This is a genomic window from Thiomicrospira sp. S5, from assembly GCF_003991075.1.
GTDB lineage: Bacteria > Pseudomonadota > Gammaproteobacteria > Thiomicrospirales > Thiomicrospiraceae > Hydrogenovibrio > Hydrogenovibrio thermophilus.
Genome location: NZ_CP014470.1, coordinates 1,374,563 through 1,388,911, shown reverse-complemented (window position 1 = coordinate 1,388,911; position 14,349 = coordinate 1,374,563). Strand labels below are relative to the sequence as shown.

The window sequence follows — 14,349 nt, the reverse complement described above, 5'->3', positions numbered from 1 at the left end:
GATCCTAGACTCTCTGGCGTATTAAAAGAGCGCTTCCAGTTTATCGAGACTTTCCTGTACCGAAAACGATTCATCAATTCCCTGAGACAAGAAACCGTTCAACTTCGGGAACTTGTCGATGGCTTCGTCAATGGATGCATCGGTCCCCTTACGATAAGCCCCGATACTGATTAAGTCCTGGTTCTGCTGGTAAACGGAATAGACCTGTTTGAAGCGCCGAGCCAGTCGAATCTGCTGCGGCGAAACAATATCAATCATCACTCGGCTGATAGACGACTCTATATCAATCGCCGGATAGCGACCCGAATCCGCAATTTGACGCGACAGCAGAATATGGCCGTCCAGTACACCCCGCGCCGAATCCACTACCGGATCGTTTTGGTCATCTCCCTCGGCCAATACCGTATAAATCGCGGTAATCGAACCGGAATGCGTGGCGCCATTACCGGCTCGTTCAACCAGTTGCGGCAACTTGGCAAACACCGATGGCGGATAGCCTTTACTGGCCGGCGGTTCGCCGACGGCCAGCGCAATTTCACGCTGTGCCTGCGCAAAACGCGTCAGGGAATCCATCAACAACAAGACGTCCTTACCTTGGTCACGGAAGTATTCGGCAATGGAAGTGGCCAACATCGCACCATGCAGTCGCATCAGAGGCGGATCGTCGGCGGGGGTCGCCACTACGACGGAGCGTTTCAACCCTTCTTCTCCCAAATTGTTTCGTACAAAGTCATTCACTTCTCGGCCACGCTCGCCGACCAGCCCCACCACGACCACTTCCGCATTGGTAAAACGGGTCATCATCCCCAGCAACACACTTTTACCGACCCCGGTGCCGGCCAACAAACCGACACGCTGACCTTTACCCAACGTCAACAACCCATTGATGGTTTTAATCCCGACATCCAACGGTTCTTCAATCGGAGCCCGGTGCAACGGGTTGATTTTTTCACCGTTCAAAGACACGCGTTCCTCAGCATGAATCGGCCCCTCTCCATCTAAAGGGTTACCGGCGCCATCAATGACACGCCCCAGCATAGCGGGGCTGACGCCAACCTTAATCCCGCCGGACACGGGAATGACTTTGGCATTCGGCTCCAAGCCATGCACCTTACCGATTGGCATTAAGTACAACCGGTCGTTGTTAAAACCGACCACTTCCGCCTCCACGGGATCACCGTACTTGGAAATCACTTGGCAACGCGAGCCAATCGGGGCATAGGTACCGACCACTTCTAAGGTCATCCCCACCATACGCACCAATTTACCTTCCACTTTCAAGTCGGGTCTATCGGGTAACTGCTCGGAAAATTCTGAAAATTTATGGTTAAGGTATTGATTGAAGAGTTGTTTCATCATAAGTACAAACCCTGTACTCAGGAAGAGGTGTGTTCACTGCCGCTTGCTGAAGCTAGCGGCTGGCTGGGTTCTTTTGCGACCTTTTCGGCTGTCGCTAAGGCGTTTTCCAACAATTCATCCAGGCGTGTTCGCCAATCGTTGATGATCAACGAAGATCCCTGTTTGATTTTACAGGTCCCCACTTCCAGACTGTCATCCGTTTGCAAACGCCATTTTTTCTGGTGAGCCTGCTGGTATTTTTGAACGATGTCGGCATCGTCCGGATTCAAAATAACTTCGAGCTGCACACTGTCATCCGGCAGTTTGCCAATGGCTTCTTGAACAACCGTCAATATCCAGTCATGTCGGGATTGAATCTCGGAAGCCACCAGTTTTTCGGCCAAATCGACGGACAATTTCGCCAGGGATTCGAACACATTCTGTGCAATTTGTTGATAAGGATCGCTCATGGCCTCCACAAGCTTTTGCAGTGACTTCACCTGCACGGACAAAGCCGCATCGGCTTCTTTTTCGGCTTTATCAAAGGCCTCTTTGCGCCCTTTTTCCAGCCCTTCTTGATAACCGGCATCATAACCTTCTTTTTGAGCGGTTTCATAGGCTTCTTTTTTCAAGACGGAAGCACGGCGAAGAATTTCAGGGCGAATCTCTTCCCGCAATTTTTCTTCGACATCGGAACGCAGCTTACGCGCTTTTTCAGCTTCTTCCTGCGCCAAATCCTGGTACTGCCAAGGCTTGATCTCCGGGGTTTTGACTTCATCGGCTCGCAGCAAAGTAGCCACCGGTAAAGCTTCCTCTTCCCCCGGCGCACTTTTGGTCAAAGGGGTATCGTCGGTGGCCATTTAGACGAACTCCTCGCCACCACCCGGCATCATGACCTTCTCTTCGTCGGCCAGACGGCGGACCGTTTGAATAATGGTTCTCTGCGCTTCTTCGACGTCGCTGAGTTTGACCGGACCGGTCATTTCCAACTCTTCTCTCAACATCTCGGCCTGACGTTTGGACATGTTCTCCAAGAACAACTCCACCATTGTTTGATCGGCACCTTTAAGGGCGATTTTAAGCACATCGGTCGGAACTTCGCCCAGAATGGTTTGAATCCCTCTCGGTTCAATACCACTGATGTCTTCAAAGACAAACATTTTGTCCTGAATCGCTTTACTGATGTCTTCATGTTCGACGGCAATGTCATCCAGCACCCTCGAATCGACACCACCGCCGACCAGGTTCAAGATTTCGGCCGCGCGTTTTTCGCCGCCGATTGTGGCTAGCTTGCCGCCCTCACCATCACTGGAAGCGTGCTCCAATACTTCGTTCAAATCGAACAGGGCACGTGGCTGAATGGTCGTCAAGGTCGCAATACGGTAAATGACTTCCGACTGGAAACGTTCCGGAATGCCGGCCAGAATCTCTGCAGATAAATCCGGTTCAAAATAAGACAACACAATCGCGACCACCTGCGGATGCTCGTTACGCAGCATATTGGAAATGGTCGACGGATGCATCCACTTCAGGGCTTCCAGTCCTTTGACCTGATCCCCCAGCATCGCCGCGTCCATTAAGCCGCCACCACCTTCACCCAAGGCATCGACCATCAAAGATTGAGCATACTCGGTTGGGTTGATACCCAAGGCATCTTCGCCCAACTCATCCAAAAAGCTTTTCATCACCACATGGATGTCGGAATGCGACACATCGGATACGTCGGTCATGGCGGTACCGATTTGCTGCACTTCACGCGGGTTGAGGTGTGACAATACTTTGGAAGCTGTTTCCTTTCCCAAAGCCAGCAACAGAATCGAGGTTTTTTCCAAACCGGTTAAATTGTCATCCGCCACTTCTTCGATTTCTGAATTCGCCATACTACTTTTCCTTCGTCATCCATTGCTTGATGATATGCGCGGCCAGTTTCGGATCGGCAGACACAATGGCTTTGACTTTTTCCAGCATCTCTTTGTCTTTTTCAGAGGTTTCGTCATCCTCTTCGGCTTTCTGCTCGACTTCTTCATTCATCTGCTCAAGGGCTCGAGAAATCTCGTCGGCGTTTTCAAGCTCTTCCTCTTCTTCCGGTACATCCTCCGGATAATCCACGGTCATTTCTTCACGTTTCGACAAGTCTTTCAGCATTGGTCGAATCACGCCAAAGATAATGATCAAAACCGCCAGGCCTGCCAGAATTTGCTTGACCAGCGTCCAGAACCAAGGCTCTTCCCAGATCTCAGGTGCCGCGAAATCCTCCTGTTTTTCCTGTACAAAAGAGGCATTCACAATACTCAAAGTATCGCCACGCGCTTCATCCAGACCAACCGCATCACTAACCAACTGACGGTAACGCGCCAGTTCGTCTTCGGTCAAGGGGGTACGCTGAGTATCACCGTTTTCATCCAAGGTCAGTTTGTCATCCAATACAACCGCCACCGACAAACGCCGGATGGTGCCAACCGAGTTTTTAATGTGGCTGACGGTACGGTCCAACTCATAGTTTTTGGTGGTTTTTTCTTTGGAGTTTTTCAGGTTCGGATCTTTTTCCGGATCGTAGCCTTCTTCCGGCGCGATCCCCGCACGTGGTGGCTGATTTGTCAAAGCGCCGGGGATTCCCATTGGCCCTTCGTTTCGATTGATTTCCTTGATTTCCTGTTCGGAACGAATCGCTTCCGGATCCGGTTCATAATTCTCACGGGTTTGTTCTTGCTGGGTAAAGTCCAGTTCGGCCGTGACTTGGGCACGCACTTTATGATCGCCACCGGCGACCGGCGTCAGTAAGCGTACAATACGTCGAGACAGGGTATCTTCGACCTGACGAGTATAACCCAGCTGCTTGAGGCTGACGTTCATAATGCCGGAATGCGAGTCACTGGTCAGCAAATTGCCTTGCTGGTCGACAACCGTTACCCCTTTCGGTTTCATATTCGGAATACTGGACGACACCAGATAAACAATGGCATTGACTTGCTCTTCACTTAAGGAACGCCCCGGATAGAGTTTGACCGTGACCGATGCGGTGGGTTCCTGCTGCTTACGGACAAATACCGAACGTTTCGGCATGCCTAACAGCACGCGAGCCGATTTCACCGAATTGATGGTCGACACCGATTTTGCCAATTCGCCTTCCAACGCCCGTTGATATTGCGCGGTTTCCTTGAATTGCGAAATCCCAAAGCCTTGGTCAATGTCCAGTAGCTGATAACCCGTCGGCGCCTGTTTCGGAAAACCTTGCGCCGCCAGTTTCAGGCGGAGTGAATGCACCATCTCATTCGGCACCAAAATGGCGCCGGAACCTTCTTCAATCTTGTAAGGAACGTTTTCCTGATCCAGTGTTTGAATGACTTCGCTCATGTCCTTGGCATCCATACTGCCAAACAGAAGCGTGTAATGAGTCGATTGGGACCAGAGAATAATGCCGACCGCCAGAGCAACACTGGCGGCCAAAGCGATGACTAAGCTAACTTGCTTCGCAACGGATAGCGAAGTGAGGTTTTTAAGGAGAGGAGAACCTTCCGACGCCTTTTGCGAACTTAAACTAGGATCAAGAGTAGGTTGTTCAGCCATCGAAAAAATAGTCTCTTGTTACAAATAGGCTTAAATCGGCATGTTTTTAATATCTTTGTAAGCTTCAACCAGTTTGTTTCGAACTTGTGTCATTGCTTGAAAAGATAAACTTGCCTTCTGCGCTTGAACCATTACTTCGGTCAAATCCACGTCTTCCCCTTTCTCGAAAGCGGTTTTCATCGCGGAAGATTTATTTTGTTCTTCCGCAACCGAATTGACGGATTGCGACAGTAACTCGGCAAAATTCCCCGCCGCCTCGGCACCTTTTTCCGGTTGTTTGACCGGTTGCGACTGAGACGCGGCTTCCGCCGCCAGGGAACGCATTTGCAACATTAAACTCTGAGTGTCTACCGAATTAGTCATGATTTCGTTAAAACTCCATTAAATCGCGGACTTTCGAAGAAAATCCAACCGATATTTTCATGATTCAATTATGACACAATGAGCAATTGATATGCCAAAAATGTGTCAAATAAATAACACCGCGATGAAGGCCGGATTTTCAGTGGTTTCCACCCGGTACAATGACCCGGTCCTAGACAGGCAAGCTTCCAGCCTGCCCCGCCAATGTAACATGTTTGGACAGGCTATAAAACATCCAAGCCTTGTTCTTTGAACCGAGCCAATTTATAACGCAAGGTACGAGGACTGATATTCAAGGCTTCCGCGGTTTTCTGGCGGTGACCATTATTGGCCTTCAACGTTTCCAAGATAATTTGGACTTCGCGCTCCTTCAAGTCCGTCGTATTGGCTTGAGCGTCAAAACCATTCGAGACAGCCTCCGAAGGTTCTCCAACGCCATTCGGCGTGACTTCCGGAACGGTTGGCACATCGGTTTCAAAGGTCTCATCAAAGAAGATATCTTGCTTCTGAATCGTTTCCCCGGACATCATCACCAAAGCACGTTGAATCACATTGTCCAACTCACGAATATTGCCCGGCCAGCGGAACTCAATCAAGGCTTTGAGCGCTGGAGCCGACAACATCGGTTCTACTCGACTGCCACCGCAATGACGCTGCAAGAGGCGCTCTGCAATGGCGGCAATGTCTTTCGGGCGGTTGCGCAAAGGCGGGATTCGCATTGGAAATACGTTCAAACGATAAAACAGGTCTTCCCGGAAATCGCCATTGGCAATGGCTTGTTTCATGTCGATATTGGACGCACTCAATATTCGAACATCGAGTTTAATCATTTTCGAGCTACCAATACGCTCCACTTCACGTTCCTGCAACACACGCAACAATTTTGCTTGCAAATCCGGTTTCATTTCTCCGATTTCATCCAGAAAAATAGTGCCGCCCTGCGCCAATTCGAATTTTCCCGGCATGGATTTCAAAGCCCCTGTAAACGCGCCCTTCTCATAACCGAACAAGGTGGCTTCCAGCATGTTTTCCGGAATCGCCGCACAGTTAATGGCGACAAACGGTTGTTTGCTGCGATTGGAGTGATTATGGATAAAACGGGCCAAAACTTCTTTACCGGTTCCGCTTTCACCGGTAATCAATACCGAAGCATCACTTTCCGCGACTTTTTTGGCCATGGCTTTCAGTTGAATCGTCGTCGAATCCGCTACCACAAAATCTTCTTCTGCCGACGCATCCCGATAAAAATACGCCCGGGCCTTTTCCACCAGAATATCGGCTTCAAACGGTTTGAGAATGTAGTCGACTGCACCGGACTTCATGGCGTCCACGGCCTGTTCGACCGTGCCATACGCCGTCATCAACACAATCGGCAGATAAGGCTTAATCGCACGAATACGCTTCATTAAATCATAGCCGTCCATGCTACCGTCCATGCGAATGTCGCTGAACACCATAGCGATTTCATCATCCAGCGCGACCAGCGCCTCTTCCGCTGAACTGACGGCTACGACTTCAAAATCATTCAACTCAAGCGTATCAACCAAAGCTTCCTGTAATTTCAGGTCATCTTCCACCACAAGTATTTTCGCTAGAGTCATGCATCCTCTCCATTCTCTAATAACGGCAGTCTCAACCCGAAGACGGCTCCGCGCCCTTTAATCGATTTGACCCAGGCTTCGCCACCATGTGCTTCGGCCACAGCTCGTACCACGGCCAACCCCAGTCCTGTGCCTTGTGCCCGGCTAGTGAAAAAGGGTTCAAAAATTTTTTCATTCATTTCTTCGCTCAAGCCCGGACCATTGTCCGCTACCGTAATATCGACTTGATTGCGTTTTCCGTCCAACTCAACCGAAACATCAATTTCCGCATGCTCCGAGACGATATCAATGGCATTACTCACCAGGTTTTCCAGCGCGGTCAACAGCGCATCCTGATCGCCCAAAACCACCAGGCCTGGTGTCTTTTCATCAAATCGAATCAAACTGTGTGATTGCTGAACTTTTGGTTCCACCGAATGCTTCAAACCATCCAACAAGGCTCCAACCTGCACCTTTTGATCCTTGGCCTTGCCACCCTTGGCGTACTGTAGCATGTCTTTCACCAACGCTTCCAGGTGTCGCAAACTGGTCAGCGTTTTGGCCACAAACTTATCGCGCTTGTCTTCCGCCAATTGAGGGGATGACATTTGCGACACATATAAAAGCGCCGAGGCTAAAGGCGTACGCACTTGATGCGCCAATGAAGCCGCCATCTCACCCATTGAGCTCAAACGTTGGTGACGACTCATATGTTGTTGCAAATCTCGCGCCGCCGTCACATCCTGAATCAGCAAAATCTTGCCATTCAAGTGTTCGCCGTGATTCTGTGACAAACTCAACGGCGATTCCGACAACTGATAATAATTTTGGTTGTGGGTAATCAGCTCACCGGCATCATTGGCGATTAAAAATACATTGCGAACCACCACTTCCCAGTTACGACCAATGGCGTCAATGCCCAAAATCGTTTCTGCCGCCGGATTCATTTCGACAATACGATCATGCTCGTCCAATACAATCACCCCGGCCGGCAGCAAATTCAACAGCTGCTCAAGCCGTTCACCCACTCGGTGCTTTTCGCGGTTGCTCTCATCAAGCTTGTGTTGAAGGTCTTCAACCTCATGCTGCAAGGACTCGTAAGCCAGCGTCAATTGAGACGACGTCTGATTGAACAGTTCAAACGCTTCTTCCAACTCGGCTAAACGTTTTTGTTCAACCGCGTCTGCTCTGGCTTCATCCACAATCGGCCCTTTATCAGTTCAAATTGAATTTACGAATTTTTTCAACCAACGTCGTTCGGTTGGTTTGCAGCAACTTGGCCGCTTGGGAAACATTCCCGTCGGTCTGGACCAAAGCCTTCTGAATCAGCTGTACTTCCATTTCCACCAAATACGACTTCAAGTCCAGGCCTTCTTCAAGATTCGGCGTCGGGTTTGAGGCCATAAATCCGTCCGCTTGACCTGCGGCGTCAAGGGTTTCAGCTTCCATCACGATATCGGTTGACGAAGGAGGTTCACTTTGAGGTGTCGTTTCCACCGGCTGCTGGGCCAATTGAGAGGCGTCGACACGAATCAAACTGGCATCTTCCGGTAGCTCAACTTGATACTTCACCGGTAAATCGCCATATTCAACAACCAAGTCAGGAAACAGAATGGATAAACGTTCAGCCAGATTGCCGAGTTCACGGACATTGCCCGGCCAGGCATATTGTTGCAAGGCAATCATGGCTTTTTCAGACAGCTTGGGAATCGCTCGACCGGAGGATTGGATTTTATCGAACATGAAATCGAACAAATCGGGAATGTCTTCCGGGCGTTCTCTTAAGGACGGCATCTCAATCGGAAAAACATTCAACCGATAGAACAAGTCTTCGCGAAAGGTTCCGTCGGAAATATTGTCTTCCAAATTGCGGTGCGTGGCGGCAATAACGCGGACATCACACTCAAAACTTTTATTACCGCCAACACGCTCGTAAATCCGTTCCTGCAGCACTCGCAGCAATTTGACCTGCATCGGCAATGGCATGTCGCCAATTTCATCCAGAAAAATCGTCCCCCGTTCCGCCATTTCAAAACGGCCTTTACGAGCGGTGATCGCGCCGGTAAAAGCCCCTTTTTCATGCCCGAATAATTCAGACTCCAGCAGCTCCCCCGGAATAGCACCACAGTTGATTGGAATAAAGGCTTGATTGGAACGACTTGAAACGGAGTGAAGGCTTTGGGCGACGACTTCTTTCCCGGTGCCCGATTCTCCGAGAATGAGGACGGTTGCATCGGTCTGGGCAACCTGTTGAATTAGTTTCTTGACTTGTTGCATGGCTGGTCCATTACCAACCAAGGAGGATAAAAGTTCTTCTTTCATCTAGCCGCCATTTTATTTGGTCATCTAGGTGCCTTTATATAAGTTTTTACCTAGGATGTCAAAATTTTGGCATTCTTTTTGTGGAAAAAGCGCTTTTACAGGTAATTCGGCTTATCGCAAGTACTGTTTGACAGCTTTTTGCTGTTGACGCCCGGAAGATACCGCGGCTTCAATTTCAACCATTCTGCGCTGAATCAAAGCACGGATTTTATCGACGTCTTCCAACAACTCGGCCAATGAAGCTTCCATGTCTGGAGAAGGGTTTTCGAGCAGTTGATTAACTTGAATCGTCCACACAGGGTGACGCTCAATAAAGGCATCCCAATCGCCGTCTTCAGCACACCGTAACAGCATTTTGGACTCGTGCAGACAATTCAATAAATCATTCGTCATATGAATCACTTAATGTTTTTGACCGACTCAAGTTGCGATTGAGTCGCCATTTTAAAATTATCAGGCATCTGGTTCCAAGCATCCTTTAACTCGCGAACCAAATTAGCCACTTCGTCGATAAGTGTCTCATCATTTTGTGCGCTGGCCTGTAGCAAACGGCGGTTCATATAAGAATACAAAGCTTCATAGTTTGTCGCCACTTCCCCGCCATGCTCCATGTCCAAATTACTGCGCAAAGAACCAATAATCAAGACAGCTTTATTAAGTTTATTGGCTTTTTGTTCATAATCTTTGCGTTGCATGGCCCCTTTCGTCAACGCCAGGTTGTCTAAAATACCATCGTACAACATGGATACCAGCTTATGCGGAGTCGCATTTTCCAGTCCAGTTTGCACGGATGTTTGTTGGTATTGATCCAAGAACTTCTGTTTCATCATTGAATTCATCATAGACGTTGACTTCCCATGTATATTTTCTCTATTGATAGAGTCTGTTATTCATCACTGGTAGTTAACATAGAGGCTAAAGATTCCCGTGTACTTTCCATTTCAGATAACAATGTCTGTAAAGCACCAAATTCAATACGGTATTTTAATTCCAGCGCCTCATAACGCTCATCCACTTCAGCTTTTTGTTCTTCAATGTCATCCAAACGATCTTGGTAATTAGACATCCGGTTACCAATAATACCGGTATCCTCATCCATCATGTCATCAAACAACATATCCAAACGATCGGCATATCCTCGGTTAAACTCAATCGAACCTCGAGCACCTGTTGCGGTCCCACCAATTGTAAATTCTAAACCTTTTGGAGAACCATCCAAAATCGAACTAATGGTCACATCTTGGCCTTGCCCCACAAAGGTATAGATGGTGCCTTCGTCATTTTCCAAAAAACCTTGTACATCCGTGCCGGTCGTTTGCGCTGTCACCCCTAGGCCAGAAATGCCCGATGTCAAGAAACTGCCCGACACCAGTTCCAAGGAGGATGCCGAGCCGTATTTATTCGACGTCATCGTATAGGTTTGAGTCGCATCATCATACTCCACTGAAACCTTAGCGCCTGCCCCGGCAACAGTACTATCGTTATTGATTACACGAGCCATCTCTTTTGCAAGATCCGCACGTGTGTAAGTGCCTTGTGTCAATTGCAGATCTAAAGTTGTATTACCATCCACTGCCACTTTCAGTACATTATTCGTACCATCAATGGAGATATCACCTCCAACACCAATGGAGGCACCGGCAATTTGTGCCTGAGAAGCGGCTATATTCACCGTCAAATCAAAAGTCCCCTCAAGTGTTTCATCGGTTGATCCGGTATAGGTTACTTGATTATCCGTCGCTGTAGCACTGGCAGCAAACAATTTCCCAACCGCTTCAGGGTTATTCGCGAGAGCTGTGTTGAGCATACTGGTATCCAATGAAAGCGTGCCATCCAGCTCAGAGGTAATCCCTATGTCAGCCAGCGACTGAACCGAACCCGTTAGCCCCGGAATCGACTCAATCATCGCATCCCGAATACGATATTTAACCTCTCGTAGGGCTGAATCCCCATTCAAAGACCCCATGGTTTCGTCTTCTTCATCGGTTTCAGAAGAACCTAGGTTATTAAAAATATCGTCTAAGGCATTATACAAATCAACGAAGTCCTGAACGGACTGAGCCAAGTCAGTGGTATCATTTTGAATTTCTAAGGTTTTCGTACTACCAATATCCGAAGACTTCAAATTTAAGGACACGCCCTCAATCACCCCGTCAATGGTATTGCCAGAATTGGTGATGGTTAAACCATTTACCACAACAGTCGCATCCTGCGCCGCGACCGTTTCATCCATATTAGCGGTTGTCAGGCGTGAAAGTCCGGACGCATCCGTATCGTTCCCATCGGTATCACCGCTAATGGATACATCTATCGTATTACCGGCACCCGATTGAGCCGACGAAAACATGAGTTTATAACCAGTGCCAACATTAACAACCGTTGCATTGACACCAATACCGGCGTCATTCACGGCTTGCTGAATGCCAGACAAGGTATTGTTAGTCGCATCAATGATAATGTTTGAAACCGCCCCGCCGACATTAAACGTCAAGGTACCCTCTCCGATCACACTGCTGGTAGACGCGAACTCTGTTTGAGAAGCCAGAGTATGAGAGGTAGCCAAAGACTGAACTTCTATTTGGTAGGAACCATTATTTGGGGTGCCTGTCACGGTCGCATCTAATACAGACGGATCGGAGGACACAACGGTTTTTTGCTGGAAATTGGAAATATCCATCAAGGTGCTGATTTGCGACATGAAACCATCAAAAGCCATTTCCAGGGTATCGTACCCCGTTAATTTACTGTTGTATTTGGTTTCATTGTTTTCGATGATAGTACGGCGAGCCGAAACATCCGCTTCCGCCAAGGTTTTGGAAATGGTGCTCACATCAAAAGTATTCGCACCCATCGAATTCAGGATACTGACACCGATATCGTTTGCCATGATTTTTCTCCAGCCTTTAAAGCTAATACAAACCTATTTTAACTGTCTATATTAACGGTATTGTTATATTTTTAGATACTTACATTCAATGAATCGGCCATCAAAAACGTAACTTTAGCCTTTTATGAAAAAAGCTTTCGATTGGCAAAAGGAACATATCTAAAAACACTTTGTTGACCATAACAAATTTCAGGCCAACAAAGTGTTTAGATTAACGAGAATTCATGCTCAAGGTTTACTGAAGAAGGCTCAAAACGTTCTGAGTCGACTGGTTTGCTTGCGAAAGCATGCTTTGACCCGCCTGTTGCAGAACTTGCGTTCTGGCAAGATTTGCACTCTCAGCGGCATAATCGGCATCTTCAATACGACTACGGGCCGCCGTAATGTTTTCGTTAACATTTTGCAAGTTGGAAATGGTGTATTCCATACGGTTTTGCATGGCACCATAGCTGGCACGGATTTTCGCAACCGATTCCAAAGCTTTATCCACTTGAGACATAACCCCCAGCGCTGACGCCTGAGTTAGAATCGTACCAGAAACACCCAATGCGGAAGCATTCATGGTTTTCAAAGAAATTTTCAACGTATTTTCAGCATCCGTTTCCCATCCGGCATGAATGGATACCACATTGGCGCTGGCCATTAATTTAACACCGTTAAATTTCGTGGTGGACGCGATACGGTTAATCTCGATTCTCAACTGAGAGACTTCGATGTTCATTTGTGAACGTTGTGCGGAGTTGTAAGTTTCGTTCGCTGATTGAACCGCTAGTTCACGAATACGGTACAACATATTCACGGTTTCTTCGGCCGCACCATCAACGGTTTGTACCAAGCCAATGCCGTCATTGGTGTTACGCAAAGCCATATCGGTTCCGCGAATTTGCGTAGTCATTGCGGTAACAACCGCTTTACCGGCGGCGTCATCCGCTGTTTTATTGATACGCAGACCAGAAGTCAAACGTTCCATTGAAGTCGACATTTCGCGACTGCTTTGATCCAACAAACGGACCGCATTTTCAGACGCAATATTTGTATTGATGACTAGTGCCATGACAGTTCTCCCTGTGTGTACTTGTGTGTGTTTTTAATATCTTTATTTTTATGTTTGAGGCATTCTTTGCTGCCTTCAATTTCTTTATCGGGACCTTTTCAAATTCCTTTAGAAATTTTTTAACGTTTAAATCGAAAAAACATTAACTACAAGCCATCATCCGCTTTTCACCAGGCCTGGTCATTTTTTATATCACTTAAAAAACGCAAAAAAAAAACGGCGAATCCGAAATCTCAGACCGCCGTTAACACACAAGGGAACTGTAAATTATCGCTACGATAATCCAGCCCGTTTATTTTACCCAAAAAACCCGCTTAATGTCACTCTCCGTAATTTTCGGAGTCATCTTTTATTGAAGCAGAGACAAGACGCTGGAAGTCATTTGATTCGCTTGAGATAACATGGACATCCCGGCTTGTTGCAAAACTTGTGTTCTGGCCAGGTTCGCACTTTCCGCTGCATAGTCCGCATCCATAATGCGACTCCGAGCCGCCATAATATTCTCATTCACATTCTGTAAGTTGGAAATGGTGTATTCCATACGATTTTGCATGGCCCCAAAACTCGCTCGGGTTTTCGCCACCGATTTCAACGCCACGTCCACTTGCGACATGACACCCAGAGCGGAGGCTTGGGTCAAAATTCTTCCGGAAACCCCCAAGGCGGATGCATTCATGCTTTTTAATGAGATTTTCAACGTATTTTGAGATGCCGTTTCCCAACCGGCATGGATGGAAATGACATTCGAGCTCGCCATCAACTTCACACCATTAAACTTCGTGGTCGAAGCGATACGGTTGATCTCGATTCGCAGCTGAGACACCTCGATATTCATTTGAGAACGTTGAGCTGAATTGTAGGTTTCGTTCGCTGACTGTACCGCTAGTTCACGAATACGATACAACATGTTGACGGTTTCTTCTGCCGCGCCGTCAACCGTCTGTACCAATGAAATACCATCGTTCACATTTCGAATGGCCATGTCGGTACCGCGAATTTGAGCCGTCATCGCCGTTACAACCGCTTTACCGGCCGCATCATCCGCTGTTCGATTAATTCGTAACCCGGAGGTCAAACGTTCCATCGAAACCGCCATTTCCCGGCTGGACTGATCCAGCAACCGAACGGCATTCACCGACGCTATATTTGTGTTGATAACCATGCTCATCATCGTTTTTCCGTCAACTGATGAAATAAAAAAAACGGCATGCCAAAATGACGATGCCGTTAACACACAA

13 protein-coding genes are annotated in these 14,349 nt (G+C 47.9%); all 13 read right to left on the bottom strand.

From position 1 onward, the window contains the following. Positions 1–21 precede the first annotated feature (21 nt). The 13 genes from fliI to AYJ59_RS06175 all read right to left on the bottom strand — a co-directional run bounded on the left by fliI (position 22) and on the right by AYJ59_RS06175 (position 14,282). Positions 22–1,359 carry a flagellar protein export ATPase FliI gene (gene fliI, locus AYJ59_RS06235; protein WP_127119599.1) on the bottom strand — a complete coding sequence of 446 codons (1,338 nt, stop codon included), beginning with the start codon at positions 1,357–1,359 and terminating at the stop codon, positions 22–24. Positions 1,360–1,376: 17 nt separating this feature from the next. Further along, a complete protein-coding gene (locus AYJ59_RS06230) occupies positions 1,377–2,198 on the bottom strand; it encodes a FliH/SctL family protein (RefSeq protein WP_127119598.1) in 822 nt (273 codons plus the stop codon). After that, the gene (fliG, locus tag AYJ59_RS06225) at positions 2,199–3,218 is read right to left on the bottom strand and encodes a flagellar motor switch protein FliG (protein ID WP_029938318.1); all 1,020 of its coding nucleotides are present in this window, start codon (positions 3,216–3,218) and stop codon (positions 2,199–2,201) included. A gap of 1 nt (position 3,219) precedes the next feature. Then, the gene (gene fliF / locus AYJ59_RS06220; protein WP_127119597.1) at positions 3,220–4,905 is read right to left on the bottom strand and encodes a flagellar basal-body MS-ring/collar protein FliF; all 1,686 of its coding nucleotides are present in this window, start codon (positions 4,903–4,905) and stop codon (positions 3,220–3,222) included. Between the two features lie 30 nt (positions 4,906–4,935). Next, positions 4,936–5,268 carry a flagellar hook-basal body complex protein FliE gene (fliE, locus tag AYJ59_RS06215; RefSeq protein ID WP_068649139.1) on the bottom strand — a complete coding sequence of 111 codons (333 nt, stop codon included), beginning with the start codon at positions 5,266–5,268 and terminating at the stop codon, positions 4,936–4,938. A gap of 224 nt (positions 5,269–5,492) precedes the next feature. Continuing rightward, positions 5,493–6,869, bottom strand: coding sequence for a sigma-54-dependent transcriptional regulator (locus AYJ59_RS06210; protein WP_127119596.1), 1,377 nt, complete (start codon positions 6,867–6,869; stop codon positions 5,493–5,495). Continuing rightward, positions 6,866–8,050: a sensor histidine kinase gene (locus tag AYJ59_RS06205; RefSeq protein WP_127119595.1), complete on the bottom strand. Its 1,185-nt coding sequence runs from the start codon at positions 8,048–8,050 to the stop codon at positions 6,866–6,868. The genes AYJ59_RS06210 and AYJ59_RS06205 overlap by 4 nt, the downstream gene beginning before the upstream one ends. A gap of 13 nt (positions 8,051–8,063) precedes the next feature. Beyond that, positions 8,064–9,170: a sigma-54 interaction domain-containing protein gene (locus AYJ59_RS06200; RefSeq protein WP_127119594.1), complete on the bottom strand. Its 1,107-nt coding sequence runs from the start codon at positions 9,168–9,170 to the stop codon at positions 8,064–8,066. Positions 9,171–9,281: 111 nt separating this feature from the next. Continuing rightward, complete coding sequence (locus AYJ59_RS06195; protein WP_127119593.1) at positions 9,282–9,563, bottom strand: flagellar protein FliT; 282 nt, start codon at positions 9,561–9,563, stop codon at positions 9,282–9,284. 5 nt (positions 9,564–9,568) lie between these two features. Beyond that, positions 9,569–10,012 (bottom strand): flagellar export chaperone FliS, encoded by a 444-nt coding sequence (gene fliS, locus AYJ59_RS06190; RefSeq protein WP_127119592.1) that lies wholly within the window; start codon positions 10,010–10,012, stop codon positions 9,569–9,571. Between the two features lie 44 nt (positions 10,013–10,056). After that, entirely contained in the window at positions 10,057–12,057 is a 2,001-nt protein-coding gene (gene fliD / locus AYJ59_RS06185) for a flagellar filament capping protein FliD (protein ID WP_127119591.1), read from the bottom strand. 235 nt (positions 12,058–12,292) lie between these two features. Beyond that, positions 12,293–13,111: a flagellin N-terminal helical domain-containing protein gene (locus AYJ59_RS06180; RefSeq protein WP_127119590.1), complete on the bottom strand. Its 819-nt coding sequence runs from the start codon at positions 13,109–13,111 to the stop codon at positions 12,293–12,295. A gap of 349 nt (positions 13,112–13,460) precedes the next feature. Further along, positions 13,461–14,282 carry a flagellin N-terminal helical domain-containing protein gene (locus tag AYJ59_RS06175; RefSeq protein WP_335930357.1) on the bottom strand — a complete coding sequence of 274 codons (822 nt, stop codon included), beginning with the start codon at positions 14,280–14,282 and terminating at the stop codon, positions 13,461–13,463. Positions 14,283–14,349 lie beyond the last annotated feature (67 nt).